Origin of the sequence: Carbonatibacter coralli (assembly GCF_039592655.1) — a bacterium.
GTDB classification, from domain to species: domain Bacteria; phylum Pseudomonadota; class Alphaproteobacteria; order Kiloniellales; family Kiloniellaceae; genus Carbonatibacter; species Carbonatibacter coralli.
Window position 1 is genome coordinate 74,459 of record NZ_JBBUTJ010000008.1, and the last position, 22,002, is coordinate 96,460.

Genomic DNA, 22,002 nt, shown 5'->3' on the forward strand with positions numbered 1-22,002 from the left:
TGCAGACAGGGAAGTTAGAACTCTCTGGCGACACTGAATTCCACAGCTTCGATCAGCGCTGTCTTGGCTGTGCTGTCCGGGAAAATTGCAAGATCGTCAATGGCTTTGCTGACGTAGTCGCGGGCCATCTGCATGCTTTCTTCCAGCGCGTTGTATTTCTTCATCAGCTCAAGAGCCTTTTCCAGATCGCTGTCTGTCTGCTCCAGATCGCCGACTGTGCGCTGCCAGAATGCCTGTTCTTCCTCTTCTGCATTCCTGATGCAGATCAGAACGGGAAGGGTCATCTTGCCTTCGCGGAAATCATCCCCGATGGTTTTGCCCAGCTCGGCCTGCTTTGCCGAGTAATCAAGAATGTCATCGACAAGCTGGAAGGCAACACCGAGATTTTGCCCATAGCTGGAAAGGGCGTCCTTTTCCGCTTCCGGACGCTCGGCAACGATTGCACCCAGGCGCGAGGCTGCTGCGAAGAGAACAGCCGTTTTGCCACTGATCACTTCCAGATAGGATTCCAGTGTTGTGTCCAGATCATTCTGGATCATCAGTTGCTGAACTTCGCCCTCGGCAATAATGGCAGAGGCGCTGGACAGGGCTTCGATGACCTCAAGGGAGCCGTCGACAGACATGAGCTGGAAGGAGCGGCTGAACAGAAAATCACCCACCAGAACGCTTGGCTTGTTGCCAAAGATTGCGTTGGCTGTCGCCCGGCCACGGCGCAGATCACTTTCATCAACAACATCATCATGCAGAAGCGTTGCCGTGTGAATGAACTCGATACAGGCCGCAAGCCCGAGATGGCGCTCACCCCGATAATCACAGAGCTGGGATGCCGCCAGTGTCAGCAGAGGTCGCAGGCGCTTGCCGCCCGCCGCGATCAGGTGACCTGCAAGCTGGGGGATCAGGACAACGTCAGACTGCATGTAATCCATAATCAGCGCATTGACTTTTTTCAGGTCATCACTGACAAGATTGAGAAGAGTATCAAGTCCGGCTGGTTTGGCTTGCTTGTTTTGCGCGGCTTCCATGGCAGACAGTCTTTCTGTTGGTAACTGTTCAAGTCACCATGCTCTTATCCTATGCGGGGGGCAGAGTAAACTGTCTTGTTGGGCTTTTTGTTATTGATGAGGGGAGGGTGATGGAAGAAATCTATCGCAGTAACGATCCTGTGAAATTGTCATGGATTGAAGCTCTTCTGTCCGAAGCCGGAATTGACAGCTATCAAATGGACCTGCACGCCTCTGTCCTGGAGGGCTCTATCGGTGCGATCCCCAGACGGATCATGGTTCTGGGAGATGATTATTCCAGGGCAATTCGCATCCTGCAGGATGCCGGCGAACTGGAGCCTGTTACGGACAATCAATTCATCGGGAAGAGCCCGAAGCTGCCGTTCTGGCAGAGATGGTTTGGTAGAGAATGACTGGTGAAAACCCTTCTGTTGAACAGAGTTGTGATGACTTTCTGGGCGGGGCGATCCGTGTCTGGCAGCCGAAAAAGGGTTTTCGGGCGGGTGTTGATGCGGTTTTGATGGCGGCATCTGTTCCGGCAAAGGAGGGTGAGCGTGTTCTGGACCTCGGGTGTGGTGTCGGGACTGCGGCACTGTGCCTGCTGGCTCGGGTTCCGAAAACCACGGCGTGCGGTCTGGAATTGCAATCGGTGTTGTACCGTCTTGCGCTCAAAAACAGGGTGGAAAATGCCTTTGAGGCGCGCTTTACAGCGTTGAACGGGGATATTCTGAAGCTTGCAGATGCAGAAGGCGGCAGGCTTGAGGATGCGTCGTTTGATCATGTGATGTGCAATCCGCCTTTCATGCCGCCGGGGCGATCCAACCCGAGCGAGGACCCCATCCGTTTGCTGGCCAATCATGAAGGCGAGGCCTCTCTGGAAGACTGGATCCATGTCGGCCTGAGGCTCCTGAAGCACAAGGGAACACTGACGCTGATCCACCGCAGTGATCGTCTGGGGGATATTCTGTCCATTCTGCAGGCCAAAAAGGCCGGTGACATTCATGTCTGTCCGCTCTGGCCTGCATCGGGGGAACCTGCCAAACGGGTGCTGGTTCGCGCGCGCCGTTCTGTCAGGACGCCCATGACCCTGCTGCCGGGTGTTGTGATGCATCAGAAAGATGGCAGCTATCCACCAGAGATAAGGGCTGTACTTGCGGAAGGTGCAGCCTTGCCCTTCTGAAGGGCAAGGGAATTGATTTTTGAAAAAACAAACCTATTTGTTCTGTTGAAGATAAAACTCCGAAAATAGTTGGAATAGAAAAGACATGAAGCTCTCAAAGCTCAAGAAACTGCCTCTGATCAAAAAGCTGTTTGATAGTGATCCGGAGGTTTCGGTTGTTCACCTCAAGGGAGTGATTGGAAGCGGTGGAGCGCTCAACAAGGGCCTGACCCTCGCATCGGTTCAGGAGCAGTTGGAGCAGGCTTTTACACGAAAGGACGTCAAGGCTGTCGCGCTGGTGATCAATTCGCCGGGCGGATCGCCTGTACAGTCCGATCTGATCGGTCGTCGCATTCGCCAGCTGGCGGAGGAAAACGAAGTGCGTGTGATCGCCTTTTGTGAGGATGTTGCGGCTTCCGGCGGTTACTGGCTGGCCTGTTCTGCAGACATGATCTACGTGCTGCCGTCTTCTGTCATCGGTTCCATCGGTGTTATTTCTGCCGGTTTCGGTTTCCCGGAGCTGATCAAGCGCTACGGAATTGAACGCCGTGTCCGCACAGCCGGGATCAGCAAATCCACCCTTGATCCGTTCAAGGAAGAGAAAGAAGAGGACATTGAGCGTCTTCAGGGCATTCTTGGTGACATTCACGAAGACTTCAAGGACTGGGTGCGTACCCGTCGGGCCGGTCGCTTGCAGGATGAGGAAGACATTCTCTTTAACGGTGAGTTCTGGGCCGGTCGCAAGGCTGTCGATCTGGGGCTGGTGGATGAGGTCGGTGATCTGCACAGTGTCCTGCGCAAGGAATACGGCAAGGATGTGAAGCTCTTTGAAGCAGAGGCCAAACAGCCCCTGATGAAACGTCTGATGGGGGCCTTCAGTGATCCGATGGCCCGCTCTTTTGTCACGACTTTTGAGGAGCGACTGGAAAGCAGAAGCCTCTTCAGCCGTTTTGGCCTCTAGATTTTCAGGATGGTTGCCGTGTGGATGGACCTTGCAGCTTCCCCGGTTGCTGTCAGGCCTGTTTTGCAGGCAATAATCTGAGGGTTTTAAAAGGGAGATCTCTGGATCTCCCTTTTTGCAGTCAGTCGTTTACCAGCCCAGTGGTTCCCTGTCGCGGAAGAAGCCTCCGGTCGGTCCGTCATCCGGCAGGGTAGCGAGCCAGATTGGTGTGTCTGCGCCCTCTTCGGGAGAGCGGGGAGCCGTAAAGCCGCCCATTCCTGTGCGCACCCATCCCGGACAGGCCGAGTTGATCTTTACGTTGTTCGGAAGCTGGGCCGAGAGAGCCTTGGTCATGGCGTTCAGGGCCGCCTTGGCAATACCATAGGCGTTTGGTCCCAGAAGTCCCTCGGAAAAGGACCCCCATTCGGAAGACATGTTGACGATGCGGCCAAAGTTGTTCTTGCGCATGTGGTCCTCGAATTGCTGGATCAGATAGAAGGGGCCGTGGACCATGGTTGCCATGGAGACATCGAAGTCTCCCGGATTTTGCAGAACCCTCCTGTCGTAAAGGACGCCGGCATTGTTAACGAGGATGTCCACAGGACCGATATATTCTGCGCAACGCTGGATGGATTGCCTGTCGCTGACATCCAGCTCGACGGCTTCGGCACCGATGGTTTCAGCAGCTTCCATTCCCGAAGCAAGATCCCTTGCCCCGATGATAACCCTGCGGTCGTTCGCAATCAGTCCCTTTGCGATAGCCAGCCCGATGCCGCGATTGCCACCAGTGACCAGAACGGTTTTTGTCATCTTTGCCTCCCGGTTCGTCTTTTTGCTCATTCTTTTTGTGGAAAAACGATAGCACAAAGAAACGGGGGGCCAAAACAATCAGACTATTTTGTCACTGCATCTTGATTTGCGGACCAAAAGAGGCTTAGTTGAAAGAAGAAAACAGACTTGAGGAACAGAAAAGGCAATGTTGCAGGTCCCCTCTATAGGCAAGCTTTTGATTCTGGCGCTGGTGCTGGGTGGCATCTGGCTGTTCTACAAGGCCAAGGCTGGCCGTGAGCAGCAGCGCAACAGCCAGGGGAAAGGCCCTTCCGGGGGTGGCGCAGCAAAGGCCGCCCGGAAAACGGACGGTTCGTCGGTCGACATGGTGCAGTGCCCGGCCTGTCAGGCCTATATTCCTTCCGGAACAAACTGTTCGTGTGGCAGTGGCCGGTCCTGATTTTTGCAGACTGTCCTGCTCTTTGGAACCCGGTCTGATTGCGACATGAAACGGCCGGAGAGAACTGTTTCAAATTCTTTCAGATCAGCGGTTGATTCTTGCCGAAGCAGGCACTAAAGTTGCCGCGATTGCACTGTTTTCTGCTGTTTTTTCAAGATGAGACAGATTGAAGCCAGAGTGAATTAAATTCCTGTCTGTTGCTGATGGGCAGGAATTGGAACCAACAAAGTCTTTTAGCTGATTGCGCCCTATGACCGAACACGCAGAACAGACCAGTGCTCCCGGAAAACCGGGGCAGAACAAGGTCCCCAACCCGAAAACCTGTTTCCAGAACCTGATCCTGACCCTGCAAAGCTACTGGGCTGACAAGGGCTGTGTCGTCCTGCAGCCTTATGATCTGGAAGTTGGTGCGGGGACCTTTCACCCGGCGACAACCCTTCGGGCGCTGGGACCACAGGTCTGGAGAGCAGCGTACGTGCAGCCATCCCGCCGTCCGACGGATGGCCGCTATGGCGAGAACCCGAACCGCCTGCAGCATTACTATCAGTTTCAGGTCATCATGAAGCCGTCTCCCGCCGATGCGCAGGAGCTTTATCTGGGGTCTCTGGCTGCCATCGGTCTGGATCCCTCTGTTCATGACATCCGCTTTGTTGAGGATGACTGGGAAAGCCCGACGCTGGGTGCCTGGGGTCTTGGCTGGGAGGTGTGGTGTGACGGCATGGAAGTCAGCCAGTTTACCTATTTCCAGCAGGTTGGCGGGATTGACTGTAATCCGGTGCCACTGGAGCTCACTTATGGTCTTGAGCGTCTGGCCATGTACGTTCAGGGTGTCGAGAATGTCTATGATCTTGACTGGGATGGAGTTCCGGTTGAAGACGGGGGAAAATCCTATGGAGATGTCTTCCTGCAATCAGAGATCGAGCACTCCACGGCCAACTTCGAGATCATGACCACCGATGTCCTGTTCCAGCATTTTATTGATGCTGAAAGGGAATGCAGAAACATTCTGAACTACGGTGAGGAAAAGGGGCGTCTTCTGCCGCTGCCAGCCTATGACCAGTGCATGAAGGCCAGCCATATTTTCAATCTTCTGGACGCCAGGGGAGTGATCTCTGTAACGGAGCGTCAGGCCTATATTGGCCGTGTCCGCGACATGGCAAAGCTTTGCTGTGAGGCGTGGTTCGCCACCCAGACCCAAAACGAGACAACAGCTTCTTCGGAGACAGTGTAAGAGCCATGGCTGACTTTTTTCTGGAACTTCACTGCGAGGAAATCCCTGCGCGCATGCAGCACAAGGCTGCGGATGATCTGGCCCGGCTGGTAACGGAACGGCTGAAAGAAGCAGGTCTGGAGCATGGCGCTGTTGAAAACCTCTTTACGCCGCGTCGTATGGCGCTCTCCGTCCTTGGACTGCCGGACAGGCAGCCGGATGTCAGGAAAGAGAACAAGGGGCCAAAGGTCGGTGCGCCTGAAAAGGCGCTTGAAGGCTTCATGCGTGCCAATGGTCTGAACGACATCTCCGAGGCGACGGTTCAGGAAACGCCAAAGGGGCAGTTCTATTTTGTTGTCGAGGACATCGCCGGGCGACCGACAGCAGATGTCTTGCCGGACGTCATCGTTTCAGCGCTCAATGCCTTCCCCTGGCCCAAGTCGATGAAATGGGGGCACAACACCCAGCGCTGGGTGCGCCCGCTGCATTCCATTGTGGCGCTTCTGGATGGTCAGGTGCTTCAGGGTGCTTTCGAACTGGGTGACAGGACACTGGAGTTCGGTAACAGCACCAAGGGACTCCGTTTCCCGAAAGCAGGACAGATTTCTCCGGAAACCATCGAGGTTTCAGGCCTGGAGGACTATTGTTCCAAAATGGCAGAAGCCAACATCATGGTTGATGCCGCCGAGCGCGAGGCCTTTATCGTCGACGAGGCTGCGAAGCTGTGTGCTGCGGAAGGTCTCAGTCTGAAGGAAGACAAGGGCCTCTTGCGCGAGGTGACGGGTCTGGTCGAACGTCCGGTTGTCATGATCGGGACGATCGAGGACAGTTTCATGGAGTTGCCTGATGAGGTTCTTTCCACCTCGATGAGGGAGCACCAGAAGTATTTTTCCACGCTCAGGGCTGATGGTTCTCTGGCCAACCGCTTTGTCTTTGTTGCGAACACCAAGGCGGAAGATGGAGGGAAGACCATCGTTGCAGGAAATGAGCGGGTCCTTTCATCCCGTCTTTCCGATGCGCGCTTCTTCTGGGATCAGGATCGTGCGGAGCCTCTGGAAAATCGAAACGCGGCGCTTGAGAAGATTGTCTTCCAGAAACAGCTTGGCACAGTCTGGGGCAAAGTCAGCCGTATGGTTGAGCTGGCCGGACTGATTGCCGGTAAAACATCCGGTGATGTTGCGCAGGCCAAACGTGCTGCAACGCTTTCCAAGGCAGATCTGACCAGTGGCATGGTTTATGAGTTTCCCGAGCTGCAGGGGATCATGGGGCGCTACTACGCACAACATGGTGGCGAGGATGCGGCTGTTGCCGATGCAATCGCAACGCACTACGCACCTGCCGGACCTTCGGATGACTGCCCGTCTGCGCCTGCCTCGGTAGCGGTGGCCCTTGCGGACAAGCTTGATACCCTGGTCGGCTTCTTCGGGATCAGTGAACTCCCGACAGGTTCCAAGGACCCTTTTGCCCTTCGTCGTTCCGCGCTTGGGGTGATCAGGCTGATTACCGAAAACGGCCTGCGTCTCAACCTGCGTGATCTCTTTGCCTTTGCCTATGATCTGTACGAGGCCGGTGTTCTCACTGAGGGCAGGGAGGCGACAGTTGAAGCCCTGATGGCGTTCTTCGGGGATCGCCTGAAAGTCACACTGAAAGACAAGGGCGTGCGTCATGATCTTGTGAGCGCCGTCTTTGCCAGGGGCGACGAGGATGATCTGGTGCGCCTGCTGGCCCGGGTCGGGGCTCTGTCTTCCATGCTGGCGACAGAGGAAGGCGCCAATCTTCTGGCAGCTTACAAGCGGGCTGCGAATATTGTCCGCATTGAAGAGAAAAAGGACAAAACGAAACACGATGGACCTGTTCGGCCGGACTTGCTGGAACAGGCCGAGGAAAAGGCTCTTCATTCCGGCTTGCTGGTTGCCCTTGAAACGGCACGACCTGCACTGGAGCGAGAGGAATTTGGTGCAGCGATGGCAGCCCTGTCCGGGTTGCGGGCTGCAATGGATGATTTCTTTGACCAGGTCACTGTGAATGCAGAGGCCCCCGAGGTCAGAGCAAACCGCCTGGCGCTTCTGTCCATGATCGGGCAAACGTTGGGCGCGGTTGCAGACTTCTCCCGGATTGAGGGGTAAGCGACCATGCATAAGAGTGTGAACAGGCTTGTAAGCGTTTAAGATATTAACCTGACAGAGCCTGTCCCCATGAAAGAGGCTCTGTCAATCCAACAGGAGACACAGATGCCTCAGACCAAGTGGGTCTACACCTTTGGCAACGGAGCGGCGGAAGGCCGTGCCGAAATGAAAAATCTTCTGGGCGGCAAGGGAGCCAATCTGGCTGAAATGTCGTCTTTGGGTCTGCCGGTGCCGCCCGGTTTTACGATCACAACCGAAGTCTGTAATGCCTATTACGACAACGAGAAGACTTATCCCGAGGGTGTTTCCGCGCAGGTTGATGAAGCGCTGAAGGCGATGGAAGGCGTTGTCGGCTCCCGTTTTGGTGATGCGTCCAATCCCCTGCTGGTTTCTGTCCGTTCGGGGGCGCGTGCGTCCATGCCGGGCATGATGGATACCGTGCTGAACCTGGGCCTGAATGATGAAACTGTGGCCGGTCTGATTGCTGTATCCGGTGACGAGCGCTTTGCCTATGACAGCTATCGCCGTTTTATCACCATGTATTCGGATGTTGTGCTGGGGGTTGATCACTTCCACTTCGAGGACATTCTTGATCTCTACAAGGAAGACAACGGACTGATCCTTGATACGGATCTGGGCGCAGAGGACTGGAAAAAACTGGTCGTTGAATACAAGGCCAAGGTCGAGGAAGAAACGGGCTCTCCCTTCCCGCAGGATCCGCGAGACCAGCTGTGGGGAGCGATCAATGCCGTCTTTGCGTCCTGGATGAACCAGCGCGCGGAAACCTATCGTAAGCTTCATGATATCCCGCGTTCATGGGGCACAGCTGTAAATGTTCAGGCGATGGTCTTTGGCAACCGTGGCGATGACTGTGCAACGGGCGTTGCCTTTACGCGCAATCCCTCCACCGGAGAGAAGGCCTTTTACGGTGAATTCCTGATCAATGCACAGGGTGAGGACGTTGTTGCCGGTATTCGTACGCCGCAAAACCTGACCCTCAAGGGCAAGGAAGACAACAATTCCGATCTTCCTGCCATGGAAGAGGTGATGCCGGAGGTGTTCAAACAGCTTGATGAAGTCCGCACGAGGCTGGAAAAGCACTACCGTGATATGCAGGATATCGAGTTCACGGTGCAGGCCGGACAGCTTTACATGCTGCAAACCAGAAATGGCAAGCGCACAGCCCAGGCCGCGCTTCAGATTGCGGTCGATATGGTCGAGGAAGACCTGATCACGCCCGAAGAAGCCGTTCAGCGGATTGAGCCGGCGTCTCTGGATCAGTTGCTGCACCCGACGCTTGATCCGGATGCAGAGCGCAAGGTGATCGCACGTGGTCTGCCTGCATCACCGGGAGCGGCGTCCGGAGAGATTGTCTTTACTGCAGATATCGCGGAGAAGAAGGCGGCTGCTGGTGCTTCAGTCATCCTCTGTCGTCTGGAAACCTCACCGGAAGACATTCACGGCATGCATGCTGCGACCGGTATCGTCACAGCGCGTGGTGGTATGACTTCTCACGCTGCTGTGGTGGCGCGCGGCATGGGGCGCCCTTGTGTGTCCGGTGCGGGCGAACTGCGCATCGACAGCAAGCACAACACCATTATGGTTGGTGAACTGACCCTGAAGGAAGGGGATATTATCACCCTTGATGGCGGGACCGGTGAAATCATGCTGGGCTCCATTCCGACGATCGAGCCGGAACTGACAGGAAACTTCGCGAAGCTCATGGAATGGGCGGACAAAACCCGTCGTCTGAGAGTGCGTACAAATGCCGAAACACCTGCAGACTGCCAGGTGGCCCGGAACTTTGGGGCCGAGGGCATTGGGCTTTGCCGCACGGAGCACATGTTCTTTGATGCCGACCGGATTGTTGCCGTGCGCGAGATGATCCTGGCGGACAGTGAAGAGGGGCGTCGCAAGGCTCTGGCAAAGATCCTGCCCATGCAGCGTCAGGACTTTACAGAGATCTTCCGCATTATGTCCGGCCTGCCCGTAACCATCCGTTTGCTGGATCCTCCATTGCACGAGTTCCTGCCGCATGGTGATGCGGAAATGCAGGAGGTGGCAGATGCTGCGGGTGTTCCTGTGTCCAAGCTGCACGAAAGAGCGGTCAAGCTGGCAGAGGCGAACCCGATGCTCGGTCACCGTGGCTGTCGTCTGGGGATCTCCTACCCTGAAATTTATGAAATGCAGGCGCGTGCGATCTTTGAAGCGGCCATTGCCGTTCAAAAGGAAGGCAAGGATCAGGTTGAGCCCGAGATCATGATCCCGCTTGTCGGTTTGCGCAAGGAGCTTGAAATTCTGCGCGCTCTGGTCGAGCGTGTGGCAGATGAAGTCTTTGCAGAGCAGGGTGCCCGGGTGAAATATCTGGTTGGTACCATGATCGAACTGCCCCGTGCTGCCCTGCGTGCTGCGGATATTGCCGGTTCGGCCGATTTTTTCAGCTTTGGAACGAATGACCTGACCCAGACAACCTTTGGCCTGTCCCGCGATGATGCCGGGGCTTTTCTGGGAACCTACGAGCAGCGCGGCATCATTGAAAAGGATCCGTTTGTTTCGCTTGATCAGGATGGTGTCGGCGAACTGGTTGCTCTTGGGTCGGAGCGTGGACGTTCCACGCGGGCTGATCTGAAGCTTGGCATCTGTGGAGAACATGGCGGTGATCCGGCTTCTGTTGCCTTCTGTCACAGAACGGGTCTTGATTATGTGTCCTGTTCCCCGTTCCGTGTGCCGATTGCCAGACTGGCTGCTGCACAGGCAAGCCTGAAAGGCGAATAGGCAAGGTTGCGTTTCCCCTTTGAAAAAAGCCTGTCTCGTTACGAGGCAGGCTTTTTGCTTGATGGTCCAACAGCTTTGTTCCGTGACGGCAGGAAAAAATCTGCCTGTTGTACTGCCATCTGCGAGAAAGGTCCTTTGCTTTATCCTTTTGCCTTGCCTGTTGCGACTTGTAACCCTTCCCCGGGTTTTAAAGGATTTGTTCCCGGTTAACCTCGTGGGCCTGTTTCGGTTCGGGTGATGAAGCGGGAGAGTGTCTGGTCAGATGCTGTCCTGATGCGTTGTCTGCATCATTGCCCGGTGCTTCCGGTACTGGAAGCTGTGCTGTCTCGCGCGACATTCTTTTGACAGGGGTGCGGGGTTTCAAATCCCGGGAAACCTTTCCTTAACTTAGTGGTTGTATTAATTCAAAAAAACCAAATGGGTGGCAAGGAATGAAAAGAACAATTTGTGCCGTTATGACAGGGTTGCTGCTTGTGGGGTGCGCTTCTCCCCGAACAGCAACAGTCTATGTTGATCCTGCTGATCTCTCTCGTGAAGAGCACAAGCAGAAACTTTATGCGATCGAGAAAAATCTGAAGCAGTGGGACCGTGTAAACCGGTTGGGTATACCTTTGCTGGTTTCATCTGTTGACTTTTGTGATGATGATGAGCGTACAGCCTATTACGGGTTCTCTGTATGGAATGAAAAGTTTGGTGCCGATGATCAGTATCAGCCTCTTATTCTTCAGGAGTATGGGTTGAGCGAGGTTTACCAGATCAGATATATGGTTGAAGGTTCTCCTGCAGATGCTGCTGGCTTGAAGGCAGGAGATCGTATCCTTGAGGTTGGTGGTCAGGAGATTTGGTCGGGGCAGTCGACAAAAGACAAACGTGTCAGCCTCGAGCAGGCATTCAGGACAGTTTATGAGGCCAGGGAAGATTACGAAATCCGGTTTGAGCGGGATGGGCATGAAGACGAGGTGACGTTGGCCTTTTCAGAACAGTGCTCGTATGGATTGATCTACAAGAAAAACGATTCTGAAATTAACGCTTATGCAGACGGGGAAAACGTTCATATTACAGCCGGGATTAACCGCTATCTGCAGGAAGACAACAAGCTGTCCTTGGTTATTGCACACGAGATCGCCCACAATGCGATGGGGCACCTTGATGCCAAGAGAGCAAATGCTGCAGCTGGTCAGGTGGGTGGCTTTATTTTTGATATCGCTTTGGCCGTTGTTGGTGTGAATACAGGAGGAGCCTTTTCTGACCTTGGCGGAGCAATTGGTGCAACGACCTATTCGCAAGAGTTTGAATCAGAGGCTGATTATGTCGGAATGTACATCATGGCCAGGGCGAAGTTGCCCTATCATGGTGTCGAAGAGCTTTGGCGGGATTTTGCTGTCGTCAACGACAAGAATATCACGCATGGTACCAGTCATCCGAGCTCTGCCGAGCGATATCTGAAAATTGCAGCTTATGCCTCGGAAATTGATGAGAAAATTCTCAAAGGTGAGCCTTTGGAACCCAATTACAAAGAACAGCAGGAAACCGGTACCCCACCGAAAGAGTAATCCTGAAGCAGGATCAATCTGTAATGAAAAGCCCGGCCTTTGTGCCGGGCTTTCTGTTTTGATCTTCAGGACACCATCTCGAAACTGTGTGTCAGCTTTGCCGACTTGCCGAGCATGATTGAGGCCGAGCAGTATTTTTCGGCCGAGAGTTCAATGGCACGCCCGACAACGTCCTCGGAGAGCTCTGCGCCCTTGACCTTGAAGTGCAGATGAATGCCTGTGAAGACCTTCGGGTCTGTGTCTGCACGTTCGGCCGTGATCTCGCATTCAACATCTTCGACCGTCTTGCGCCCACGCTCCAGAATAAAGACGACATCAAAGGATGCGCAGCCTCCCAGTCCCATCAGCAGCATTTCCATTGGACGTGGTCCCATGTTGCGTCCTCCGGCGTCCGGAGCCCCATCCATCAGGACAGCATGACCGGACCCGCTTTCAGCCAGAAATGCTTTTTGTTCAACCCACTTGATACGTGTTTTCACCGCTTTCCCCTTTACACTGGATGTTTCTTCGATGTTCAGAACCTTCTTGCGCCTTATTCTGTTGAATTTGCCTGATGGATCAAGGCGAAAGGGATTCAGGCCGGTTTTTTGTCGGGATCTGCAGAAACAGTCTCTGTTCTGTGCTTGCGGATGACTGTGATCAGGCATCCCATGCTCAGCAGACAACAGGTCGTGCTGGCGAGAATGACCAGATCGTATCCACCTTCTTCCCAGAGGAGTGAGGCCGCATAGGGAGAAAGCGCAAAGCAGAGGAGGTAGGGAACGGCCATCAGGCCTGTGACCTTGCCCAGTTGTCCCGGGCCCATGACTTCGCGGGCAACCAGGGGTTTGATGATGCTGACCACGCCGTATGCAGAGCCCTGAAGCAGAACAAAGGCGGCAATCAGTACAGGCCAGTTTGCTGATCCCCAAAGCGCAATGGAAGCCAGTGTCAGTGACAGGAAGCAGGCAAGGGTGACCTGAAGCAGTTTCAGCTTTTTGTCAAAGGCCATCCAGACCATACGGCCGGCAACCTGCATGGGGCCGATCATGGAAACAGCCAGGATCGACAGTTCTGCAGAGAGACCTCTGTCCCGAACGAGAGGCAGGAAGTGGTTGAGCAGGGCGCCATGATTGAGCGCCATGAAGGAAAAACCGAAAGCCAGAAACCAGAAAAGCGGACGTTTGAGAATGATGACTGTGCTTTTTGAAAGTGTTGTCGGTTCTGCTGTGCAACACAGTGTGCTGCCGTTTTTCATCAGATGGGATCCAATGCCAAGAGCCGGGACAGCGATAAAAACCAGAACAGCAGCAATCACCCTTACAGTCTGGTCAACGCCAATCAGGTCACTGAGATAGTTTGCGGCGGGGAAACAGATTGTGCTGGCAAAGCCTGCTGCCAGTGTCACAAGCGTAATGCTGCGTTTTGCCTGCTCTCCGTGATAGTAGACCATAAAGGCAAAACAGGGTTCATAGAGGCATCCTGCCATGGCCACACCGATTGCGGCCCAGATGAGATAGAAGGTCGTCAGATTTTCTGCAAAGGGCAACAACGGCAGAAGCAGGCTTCCCAGAAGGGCGCTTCCTGTCAGCAACAGGACACCGCGTCCCCTGTCAATCTGGGCCCCTGCGATTGGAGCGAAGAGAGCAGAAACAATGACGGCCAGAGCCAGAGCAAAGGTCATTTCCGGGCGCGACCAGCCATAGCTCTGTTCCCAGTCGAGAAGCAATGCAGGGAAAATATAATAGAGACCTCCCCACAGAAGTGTTTGCCCGATCGCAACAAGGCTGACAGCTGTTTTCATTGCTCAGTCCTGATCGTTCTGGCGGGGGGCTTCTTCGTATTGGCAGCAGGCTTCTGTGAGGAAGTTTACAAGCTGATCCATCATCGGGTAGTTGGCGCAGGAAATAATCTGCCGCCCCGATCTGCTCTGCAAAACCAGTTCTGCCTGAACAAGCTTTCCAAGATGGTGTGCGAGTGTTGAGGCCGGAATCCCCAGCTTTTCCTGAATTGTGCTGACCCCCAGGCCCTGTTCACCGGTTTTGACAAGAAGGCGATAGAGTTTCAGGCGGACGGGATTGCCCAGTGCATCCAGCTTTGGAGCCATGATGTCTTCAGTCAGGGGAGTGATCGTGTTGTTCATCGGGGAAGCTCCATAAAACTATAAAACCGGTTTTATGGATATTTTGTCTGAAACTTTTTGTCAATTCATTCCGGAGAATTGATCTCTATCAATGTCACAATAATAATAGGGTTTTATGGTTCAGATGTTGCGGCGATGACCGTAACGGGTGTTCTTCCCGATCCTGGTGATCCGTCCTGTCCTGAACTGTGGTAGCGGAAGAACACCCTTTTTTTATTTCATTGAAAGCGCCCCGAATTCCTGCTCCCTTTTGTTGAGCAGCCTGAAGCGTTTTGTCTGACAGGAAAGATTTTACAATGCCGGTCAATTGCCCCGAAGAGCTCTATCGCCTCAAGAAAAAAACAGCAGCAGACGCTGTGGAACTGATTGTGGATGGAAAGCCGCTGGCTCTCTCCATGGGGGTTTCCCAGCCACCAGCCCTGATGTCTGCTCTTGCGGATCGGGTACGACGCGGCAGCATGACGCATTTGCCTGTCTATTACATGCATGGCGCCTCCCATTCGGTCGGCAACCTGTTCCACCCGGTTTGTCTGGATGTGGTGAAACCGCATTCCCTTTTTCTCTCTGCCAGTGATCGCCGCATTCAAAAGGCTGGTCTGGAGCAGGGGAAAATCTGGCTTCAGCATGTCCCCTGTACATTCCACCAGGTTGGGCGCCTGCTGACAGAATCCGTTGGTTGTGACAGCTTCATGGTGACTGTTTCAAGGATGGATCGGCATGGTTACATGTCTCTGGGAACCAACTGTGACTATGCAACGGAGCTTGTTCGTTCCGCCAAGCAGGTCATTGTCGAGGTCAATGACACGATGCCTCGGGTTTTTGGAGAGGCGCTGATCCATGTTTCAGAGGTCACAGCACTGGTGGAAAACTCTGTTCCGGTGCCGGAGGTTCTGCCAACCAGTCCGGGAACGGAAGACGAGATTATCGCACAGCATATTGTTGAGCTGATCCCGGACGGGGCAACCATCCAGATGGGGGTAGGGGGCGTTCCCAATGCTGTTGCGAGCTATCTGAAGGATCACAATGATCTGGGCCTGCATACGGAATTGATGGTGCCGGGACTGATGGGTCTGATCAAACGCGGAAATATTACAGGCCGCGAAAAGACGCTCCACAGATTGAAGCATCTCTTCACTCTGGCCCTTGGCAACAGGGAGCTTTATGATTTTATGGACGACAATCCGTCTCTGGCAGGTTATCCGGCGTCCTATATCAACAACCCGGAAGTGATCGCAAAAAATGATCGCATGATTTCGGTAAACTCAGCGCTTCAGATTGACCTGACCGGGCAAATCAATGCAGAGGCTATTGGCGGACGCGAATATTCAGGTCCGGGCGGGCAGCTTGATTTTGTGCGGGGTGCCTTTGCATCCAGAGAGGGGAAATCCTTTGTCGCTTTGCATTCAACCGCACGGGCGGGCAGTATTTCCAGAATTGTCCCCCGGCTGGAAACAGCGGCAACCGATCCCCGCATGGACACGCATTATGTCGTGACCGAGCATGGCATTGTGAACCTGAAGGGGTTGTCCATCAGCCAGCGTGCAGAAAAACTGATTGGTCTTGCCGAGCCGAAATTCAGGGATGAACTGCGTTTTCAGGCGATTGAGAACGGTTATATTGCATCCTGATCAACCGGCGAGTTTTTCATTTGGTTTCATGGAATGGTTCCCGAAGCAGGACCGGGGATTGTCTGTGGCGGCGCAAATCTTGCGCTTTCGCGAAGGGACGCTAAGATGCCGACAACAGATTGTGGTTTGGAGCAATCGGTGTCCCATTCAGAAAAGAGTATGATCCCATGACCAAGCGGCTGACCTGCCCGGCAATTCGTTCCTTCAAAAGTGAGAAAAGACCGCTGGTTTGCCTGACGGCGTACAGTGCCCAGATTGCCAGTCTTCTTGATGATCATGTTGATCTCCTGCTGGTGGGGGACTCTCTGGGGATGGTTCTGTACGGTTTTGATACAACCTTGCCGGTCACCCTGGACATGATGATTGCCCATGGCGCTGCTGTTGTGAGGGGATCAAACAGGGCGGTTGTTGCCGTTGATCTTCCCTTTGGAGCCTATCAGCAATCTCCGCAGCAGGCTTTTGAGGCGGCTTCACGTGTCATGAAGGAAACCGGAGCTTCTGCTGTGAAACTTGAAGGTGGTGCAGAAATGGCTGCAACCATTGCCTTTCTTGTTGAGCGCGGTATTCCCGTTTTTGGTCATGTTGGCCTGATGCCCCAGCATGCGCAGGTTGTCGGTGGCTTTGTGAAGCAGAAAAACAGGGACAAGATCCTTGCTGATGCCAGGGCTGTCGAAGAGGCTGGTGCCTTTGCCATGGTACTGGAATGTGTTGATGAGGACCTGAGCCGGGAGGTTTGTGATGCTGTTTCCGTGCCGGTTGTCGGTATCGGGGCCGGAAGTTCCTGCGATGGCCAGGTGCTCGTGACAGAAGACATGATTGGTCAGGGCAGCGGTTATGTGCCTTCCTTTGTGCGTCAGTATGCAAGGGTTCACGAGGATATCTCAAAGGCCGCGGAAAACTATGCAGCCGATGTCAGGACCGGAAAATTCTAGAGGGCTGTGAAAATCCCGTTGCTTTTATCTTCCGGGCATTCCAAAAGGAAGCACAGGGCGGGAGTTCCCGCCTGTCTTTGAAAGGATCAGGGCATGACAGACAAGACAGATCAGTCTGGGCAGGAAGAAAGCCTTCTTGAAGGACTTGAAGAGGAACTGCAGGAATTCGGGGCTGATGATCTCATCGTTTTTGGCGTCAGGTATGATGACGATGATGAGCTGGAACTGGCCATCTGGGATTCCCTGGATGATCCGGCCCTGCTTGCGGACATGCTGGAAGACTATCTGGAATCCTACCGGGACGAACATGGTTTGAACGCTCCGCAGCCCAATCGTCCGGCTGGTGGCTCCAGAGGCGGGAAGCCTTTTGGAAAGCCAAGGGGGAAACCGTCAGGCCGCCCTTCAGGCTCCGGCAAGAAAAACGATTGATAAAACTGCTGTCTCAAAACGAGGAATAGAACCAACCATGAGTGATCTTGCAGAAGAACGCCCCGATCTTGATCCGAACGGCGAGGGAAGCTGGAGTGCGCGCTTTGTTTTCCGGGGAACGGAATACGGTTTTCCGGTCACCCGGGAACTGATCGAACAGGAAGTGCGTGACCAGCTCAGCATCAAGGGATCCCAGCGCAAGGCTATCGTTCGTGCGACAGAAAAGAAAGTGGCACGGGATATCAAGATCGGTGTTGATAATCTTCAGGGGGAAAAGCTCAAGGATTTTGAGTGGAACCTCTTTATCCTCTTCGTTGATGATGTGATCGCCGGACGCCATGTGAAAATGCGCGAAGATGAAGCGGTTTTCTCAGCAGTGATGGAGGACGAGCGTTTCTGCGACGCCTAGTTCCCGCTGTTTTCAGGTGACAACGCTGCAATCCCCGGATTGCAGCGTTTTTGCTTTTGTGCTACCTTTCGTACAAGGCAAGTAGTCTGTTTACATCTGAATTCGGTTCAGCCTTCTCAGGAAGAGGAGTTTTCCAATGGCAATCGGCGGTCTGTCGAGCCTTTTCGACAATGCTCAAAATCAATTGCAGGCTCTGCGCGAGGCTTTTTCAGAACGGAAGCCCGCAGCGGCGGATGCTGCTGCGCAAAGCGATGTATCTGGTCAAAATCAGCGTCGTCCGACGCCTGTGCCCAGGGATCAGGTTCAACTGAGCGGTAACAACCTTGTCGCTGAAGATCTGAACGTTCCTGTGGGCGAAGAGGCCAAAAAGGAGCTTGCAGAGGTGCAGGCCGATATTAGCGAGCGGATAATCGGGGAGTCCCTTGATGCGATTGTCGGACGTCTGGCCGAGGTCTTCTCGAAAGTGGGGGGGACGTTTGAGGAGGCCTTGAACAAGGCCAGATCCTTTGTTGCCGGTCTCAAGGAGGCCATTGCCTCTGCGGAAGGCGAGTTTTCCTTTTCATTCGAGCAAAGCTTTGCGCGCTTTTCCAGCAGCTCTGTTGCCTATGCGGGAGCGGACGGAGCGGGTTTTGCGGAGACGGAGCAGGCCTATTCTGCCTTTCAGTCGCTTGATATCTATATCAACAAGGATACTGGCGAGTTTTCCTTTGATTTCACGTCTGCACAGATTGAAGTGACAACCACCGTTGCAGTTGCGCAGGCGCCTTCCGCCGGGCAGCTCTCGAGTGTGCTGGATCGGTTGATTGAAAGCCGCAAATCCTTTTCAAATGCTGTGGAAAGCGGGCAGGATGCCGTTTCGAAGGCACTTGAGGATTTTCTGAATGAAGCCGTGGAGGTTGCCAGGGAACAAGGCGGGGAAAATGAACCTGCTCCGTTCCTTTTGGTCCCGCGTGAACTCGAAGATGTCAGTGACAGCGTTCAGCGTTTACGGGTTGATCTGCAGGTTCCCCTTGGTTTTTTTGACAGAAACGGGCGACTGGGGGCTTCGTTCCAGCCGATAGAAGGAGAGGCCCTGCCCTTGAAGACGAGCTCGCAGAACCCGCTGGGCTCCAGACTTAGCGAAAGCGCCTGAACAGCTTTCCCGAATAGAAAAAAGCCTTCCGTTTTTCGGAAGGCTTTTCTTTTTTGTCTTTTATTCCGGGAGCACATCGTTACCCGTTGTGCATACGCACCATGGATTTCATGTTTTTCCGGGCTGCCTTTGGCAGGACCAGAGCGAGCCCCTTGAAGGTTGTGATAAATTTGGGCAGGGCGCCTGCTGTTCCCATGCGTGAACAGGGGAAACTGCCACTGTTGAACTGTACAGGATTGCTGCAATTGCTTGAAACGCGCAGGGCATGCGGAAAGCCGGGACGGTAGCCGGCGGTAAAGGCATAGTCTTCACTGGCTTTGTCACTGAAACGCAGCTTCATCCAGCCTGTTTTGTAACCCAGGGGTTCCTGAAGCTTCACCATGGCCCAGCCTTCCTGTTCGCGTTTGATAACGGAAGAGAGTGTGGTGCGTTCTTTCGGATTGTAACTGGCGGGAATGCTGTATTCGGAAATTGCAGATCCTGCCAGACTTTCATCGTTTTGATAGCCCGCCTGATAGAACAGTTCGGAAGGAGACCACCACCTGCCTTCTGAAGCATTGTAAAGGCAGCGTGCCCGGACCAGCATCCGGTCGCTGTGAACCATGACCGCTGTGCAATGTCCCTGGCCACCAATGTTCAGGCGTCCCATCGAACTCCAGGGGTAGCTGGAAGCGTCCACTCTTTGTGAATTCCTGTCTGATGTGGCGATTGAATTTGCCGCAACAGAATCGACTGCTGTTGTGTGCAGGACAGCCACACATGCGAGAACTTTGGAAAAGTGAAAGAGATGTTGTGCAGAAAGGCGGTGGAAAGGCAGAGATTTCAGCGAGCTTTTAAACAGGGGCACCAGGCAGATCCAAATTCAGACAGTCAGGTTTCAGGCAGAGGAGCTCAGGGATCGGAGAAAACCCTGATATTCCAAGCTTTGCGATGCCTATTCATTAGCAGGGGAGGAGGGCTCACCTGAAGTGTCAAAGGCGTGGCATTTCTGTGATTTGATGACACGGGATTTAAGAAAAGGTTAACCGGTTAACGTTCAGGTCTGCTTTTTATAGTAAAATCGCTCTTTATAAAGATTTTGCTTAATTTTCTAGTCACTTGTTCCCTGACTTTGAATCAGATATAACAATGTTAGTTTATCAACGAGCTTCTTCGATTCGATTACATTGGGGATCATAACGTAATGATCAAGTCTCTTAAAAAAGGTGTTGCAGCGACACTTCTGGTAGCTGGGCCATTGGCTGTGCTGCCTGCACAGGCCGGACCTCTTGATGCTCTCTTTGGTGGTTTTTTTGATACAGATTCCGCCCATGAGAAAGAAGCAAAAGGTATCGCGTTCAGCAATGCGCTGTTTGAAGGCTACAATCAGCTTTCTGCTGATGTGGATTTCCCGAGCAATGGCCGCGATGCCGAGCTGTTCAACCACAAGGCCCGCGCTGCCGGTTCCCGTTCTGCTGTCCAGGCTGATTCTCCGATGGACCGTATCCTTGATGCCGGTCAGGTTGCTGAGTTTGAAGCTGCGCTGCTGGAAATGAACAAGATGTTCGATCGCGGTGCGACTGTTGTTGCTCCGGACCTCGCTGCTGAAGCACAGGTCAGCTATGACTGCTGGATTGAGGCAACTGAATATCGTTCCTCCACAGCAGGTGATTGCAAGCAGCGCTTTGATGAGGCGATGGCTGCACTTGATAACGTTGCAAACTTCAAACTGACCGAGTTTGCGCCTTACGAGGTTGCCGTTGTCGAGCCTGCGCCGGTTGTCGAGCCTTTCGATCCACGCTCTGATGCCTATCTGGTGTTCTTCAACTTTGACAGCACTGTTGCAACGTCCTCCGGTCGTGTTTCCCTGGATGAAGCCCTGGTTGCTGCGTCCGAGAACCCGAACACGACACTGCGCATTGTTGCTCACGCTGACCGCTCCGGGACAGTTGATTACAACCAGGCTCTTTCTCAGCGTCGTCTGTCCATCGTGATGGAAGCCATGGCTGATGCAGGTATTGATGTCGGTCGTATCGTTTCTGATGCTGTTGGTGAAAACCAGCCTCTGATCCCGACAGAAGACGGTGTTCGTGAACCGGGCAACCGCGTTGTGGAAATCTTTATCGAGTAACAACAACTCGACAGGAACATTTCGCTTTCTTTGAAAGCTTGTATATGCGAAAGGCGCTCCGTTTTGGAGCGCCTTTTTTGTCGTCTTTTCTCTTGCATACTATGTAAATCTATACAGCTTTTTAAATATAACACATATTGCTATGTTTTTTGGGGTTCTTTTCCTTGTGATCTTTATCTGCAAACCCTACTATCTTCGAGAATAGGAGTGGTATCGCGATATTGATATGCAAGCGCTGTCGCAACCACTCCGGGGGTATGTGGTTCAAAATCCGGAGTACACGACGATGGACAAAAATGAAATCAATGTTTCTGGCGTTTCTTCAGTTGAAGAGGGTCTCTCGGGTCAGGAAGGGAGTGCATCCCTGATTGGCCAGGCCGTATCGGTTCCCTCTTCCGAAGGAGCGGAGATTGTTTCTGTTTCTCCGGGGCAGGAAATCTCGCTTGATTTCCCTGCTGATGCCGCGACGCCGTCCGTTGATGGAACAAACTTTGTCCTGTCCTTTGACGAGGATGGTGATGGTGTGTCCGAACGGTCCATCGTTTTTGAAAACCTCGTCGGGATTGCAAGCGAGAGCTCTGCAGCCAACATGCCGACACTGATTGTTGGTGGCGTTGAAGTTCCGGCTGATCAGCTGATCGAGCAGGTGATTGCGCTGGCCTCCGAAGCCGCTCTTGAAACAGCCGCCGGTGCTGCTGCCGGTCCCCAGGGGGGCGGTGGTTCCTCCTACAACGATGATCTGGGCAGCGTTATCGGGTTGCTGGATGCCCAGGATGGTCTGGACGGCACAGACGGTGGCCCGCTGGATGGTGTCGGCTTTGAAACGGTTGTTCCCGATCCTGCCGAAGGTGTCTTTACCCTGAGCTTCCTGTCTGCCGCGACCGTTGTTCCTGTGGTTGATTCTCTGGAAGGAGCCGGGATTTCCGGTACTTTTGCCGGCGGTTTTGAAGATGCCCTGCCAAACCAGAATCTCGATCTTGATGGCGACCAGAGCAGTGAAGGTGATGACGGCACTGATGACAATCCCTTTGTTGAGGGTTCTCAGGAAGCCGTTGCAGCACCGATGCAGCTGATCTTTACCTTTGCTCCGGCCGATAACGAAACGCTGGATACTGTGACACTGGCAGGTATTGAAGGTTTTGACGGCTCCGGAGATGCAGGAACAACGCGTCTGTTTGTTGGTGGTTTTGGGCCCGAGTTCGAAGTGACTGCCCTGCCTGTTATTATCACGCCTGAAAACTTTGGGTC

21 protein-coding genes are annotated in these 22,002 nt (G+C 53.7%); 15 read left to right on the forward strand and 6 right to left on the reverse strand.

The window, feature by feature from the left end:
• Nucleotides 1–14: 14 nt before the first annotated feature.
• On the reverse strand, nucleotides 15–1,022 hold the full coding sequence (locus AAAH10_RS14935) for a polyprenyl synthetase family protein (RefSeq protein WP_343565010.1): 1,008 nt from the start codon (nucleotides 1,020–1,022) through the stop codon (nucleotides 15–17).
• A 110-nt stretch (nucleotides 1,023–1,132) separates the two neighbouring features.
• On the opposite strand from AAAH10_RS14935, the gene AAAH10_RS14940 reads away from it, so the two are divergent.
• The 3 genes from AAAH10_RS14940 (at nucleotide 1,133) to AAAH10_RS14950 (ending at nucleotide 3,121) form a co-directional block, all read left to right on the forward strand.
• Nucleotides 1,133–1,414: a putative signal transducing protein gene (locus AAAH10_RS14940; protein ID WP_343565012.1), complete on the forward strand. Its 282-nt coding sequence runs from the start codon at nucleotides 1,133–1,135 to the stop codon at nucleotides 1,412–1,414.
• Complete coding sequence (locus tag AAAH10_RS14945) at nucleotides 1,411–2,181, forward strand: tRNA1(Val) (adenine(37)-N6)-methyltransferase (protein ID WP_343565015.1); 771 nt, start codon at nucleotides 1,411–1,413, stop codon at nucleotides 2,179–2,181. The genes AAAH10_RS14940 and AAAH10_RS14945 overlap by 4 nt, the downstream gene beginning before the upstream one ends.
• Before the next feature lie 85 nt (nucleotides 2,182–2,266).
• Nucleotides 2,267–3,121 carry a S49 family peptidase gene (locus tag AAAH10_RS14950; RefSeq protein WP_343565017.1) on the forward strand — a complete coding sequence of 285 codons (855 nt, stop codon included), beginning with the start codon at nucleotides 2,267–2,269 and terminating at the stop codon, nucleotides 3,119–3,121.
• 129 nt (nucleotides 3,122–3,250) lie between these two features.
• Here the strand turns inward: AAAH10_RS14950 and AAAH10_RS14955 are convergent, their stop codons facing one another.
• The gene (locus AAAH10_RS14955; protein WP_343565019.1) at nucleotides 3,251–3,910 is read right to left on the reverse strand and encodes an SDR family NAD(P)-dependent oxidoreductase; all 660 of its coding nucleotides are present in this window, start codon (nucleotides 3,908–3,910) and stop codon (nucleotides 3,251–3,253) included.
• A 166-nt stretch (nucleotides 3,911–4,076) separates the two neighbouring features.
• Between AAAH10_RS14955 and AAAH10_RS14960 the strand changes: the two genes are divergently transcribed.
• The 5 genes from AAAH10_RS14960 to AAAH10_RS14980 all read left to right on the forward strand — a co-directional run bounded on the left by AAAH10_RS14960 (nucleotide 4,077) and on the right by AAAH10_RS14980 (nucleotide 11,992).
• Nucleotides 4,077–4,328 (forward strand): hypothetical protein, encoded by a 252-nt coding sequence (locus AAAH10_RS14960; RefSeq protein WP_343565020.1) that lies wholly within the window; start codon nucleotides 4,077–4,079, stop codon nucleotides 4,326–4,328.
• A gap of 250 nt (nucleotides 4,329–4,578) precedes the next feature.
• On the forward strand, nucleotides 4,579–5,559 hold the full coding sequence (locus AAAH10_RS14965; protein ID WP_343565022.1) for a glycine--tRNA ligase subunit alpha: 981 nt from the start codon (nucleotides 4,579–4,581) through the stop codon (nucleotides 5,557–5,559).
• Between the two features lie 5 nt (nucleotides 5,560–5,564).
• Nucleotides 5,565–7,664, forward strand: coding sequence for a glycine--tRNA ligase subunit beta (gene glyS, locus AAAH10_RS14970; protein WP_343565024.1), 2,100 nt, complete (start codon nucleotides 5,565–5,567; stop codon nucleotides 7,662–7,664).
• Nucleotides 7,665–7,769: 105 nt separating this feature from the next.
• Nucleotides 7,770–10,439: a pyruvate, phosphate dikinase gene (gene ppdK / locus AAAH10_RS14975; protein ID WP_343565026.1), complete on the forward strand. Its 2,670-nt coding sequence runs from the start codon at nucleotides 7,770–7,772 to the stop codon at nucleotides 10,437–10,439.
• A 431-nt stretch (nucleotides 10,440–10,870) separates the two neighbouring features.
• Nucleotides 10,871–11,992 (forward strand): M48 family metalloprotease, encoded by a 1,122-nt coding sequence (locus tag AAAH10_RS14980; RefSeq protein ID WP_343565028.1) that lies wholly within the window; start codon nucleotides 10,871–10,873, stop codon nucleotides 11,990–11,992.
• Nucleotides 11,993–12,057: 65 nt separating this feature from the next.
• Here AAAH10_RS14980 and AAAH10_RS14985 read toward each other — a convergent pair whose 3' ends face one another.
• The 3 genes from AAAH10_RS14985 to AAAH10_RS14995 all read right to left on the reverse strand — a co-directional run bounded on the left by AAAH10_RS14985 (nucleotide 12,058) and on the right by AAAH10_RS14995 (nucleotide 14,114).
• A complete protein-coding gene (locus tag AAAH10_RS14985) occupies nucleotides 12,058–12,471 on the reverse strand; it encodes an OsmC family protein (protein WP_343565030.1) in 414 nt (137 codons plus the stop codon).
• Nucleotides 12,472–12,566: 95 nt separating this feature from the next.
• Nucleotides 12,567–13,775 carry an MFS transporter gene (locus tag AAAH10_RS14990; protein ID WP_343565032.1) on the reverse strand — a complete coding sequence of 403 codons (1,209 nt, stop codon included), beginning with the start codon at nucleotides 13,773–13,775 and terminating at the stop codon, nucleotides 12,567–12,569.
• A gap of 3 nt (nucleotides 13,776–13,778) precedes the next feature.
• Nucleotides 13,779–14,114, reverse strand: a complete 336-nt coding sequence (locus tag AAAH10_RS14995) for an ArsR/SmtB family transcription factor (RefSeq protein WP_343565034.1) — start codon at nucleotides 14,112–14,114, stop codon at nucleotides 13,779–13,781.
• Nucleotides 14,115–14,410: 296 nt separating this feature from the next.
• On the opposite strand from AAAH10_RS14995, the gene AAAH10_RS15000 reads away from it, so the two are divergent.
• From AAAH10_RS15000 to AAAH10_RS15020, 5 genes are all read left to right on the forward strand, one after another.
• Complete coding sequence (locus AAAH10_RS15000; RefSeq protein ID WP_343565036.1) at nucleotides 14,411–15,742, forward strand: acetyl-CoA hydrolase/transferase family protein; 1,332 nt, start codon at nucleotides 14,411–14,413, stop codon at nucleotides 15,740–15,742.
• Between the two features lie 167 nt (nucleotides 15,743–15,909).
• Nucleotides 15,910–16,674, forward strand: coding sequence for a 3-methyl-2-oxobutanoate hydroxymethyltransferase (gene panB / locus AAAH10_RS15005; RefSeq protein WP_343565038.1), 765 nt, complete (start codon nucleotides 15,910–15,912; stop codon nucleotides 16,672–16,674).
• A gap of 93 nt (nucleotides 16,675–16,767) precedes the next feature.
• Nucleotides 16,768–17,103 (forward strand): hypothetical protein, encoded by a 336-nt coding sequence (locus tag AAAH10_RS15010; protein WP_343565040.1) that lies wholly within the window; start codon nucleotides 16,768–16,770, stop codon nucleotides 17,101–17,103.
• A gap of 37 nt (nucleotides 17,104–17,140) precedes the next feature.
• On the forward strand, nucleotides 17,141–17,512 hold the full coding sequence (locus AAAH10_RS15015; RefSeq protein WP_343565042.1) for a hypothetical protein: 372 nt from the start codon (nucleotides 17,141–17,143) through the stop codon (nucleotides 17,510–17,512).
• A gap of 136 nt (nucleotides 17,513–17,648) precedes the next feature.
• Nucleotides 17,649–18,644, forward strand: a complete 996-nt coding sequence (locus AAAH10_RS15020) for a hypothetical protein (RefSeq protein ID WP_343565044.1) — start codon at nucleotides 17,649–17,651, stop codon at nucleotides 18,642–18,644.
• 79 nt (nucleotides 18,645–18,723) lie between these two features.
• On the opposite strand, the gene AAAH10_RS15025 is transcribed toward AAAH10_RS15020, so the two are convergent.
• The gene (locus tag AAAH10_RS15025) at nucleotides 18,724–19,323 is read right to left on the reverse strand and encodes a trypsin-like serine peptidase (RefSeq protein WP_343565046.1); all 600 of its coding nucleotides are present in this window, start codon (nucleotides 19,321–19,323) and stop codon (nucleotides 18,724–18,726) included.
• A 504-nt stretch (nucleotides 19,324–19,827) separates the two neighbouring features.
• Between AAAH10_RS15025 and AAAH10_RS15030 the strand changes: the two genes are divergently transcribed.
• Together AAAH10_RS15030 and AAAH10_RS15035 are read left to right on the forward strand one after the other, a co-directional pair.
• Complete coding sequence (locus AAAH10_RS15030) at nucleotides 19,828–20,754, forward strand: OmpA family protein (protein WP_343565048.1); 927 nt, start codon at nucleotides 19,828–19,830, stop codon at nucleotides 20,752–20,754.
• A 286-nt stretch (nucleotides 20,755–21,040) separates the two neighbouring features.
• A partial coding sequence (locus tag AAAH10_RS15035) for a hypothetical protein (protein ID WP_343565050.1) occupies nucleotides 21,041–22,002 on the forward strand: 962 nt, incomplete at its 3' end.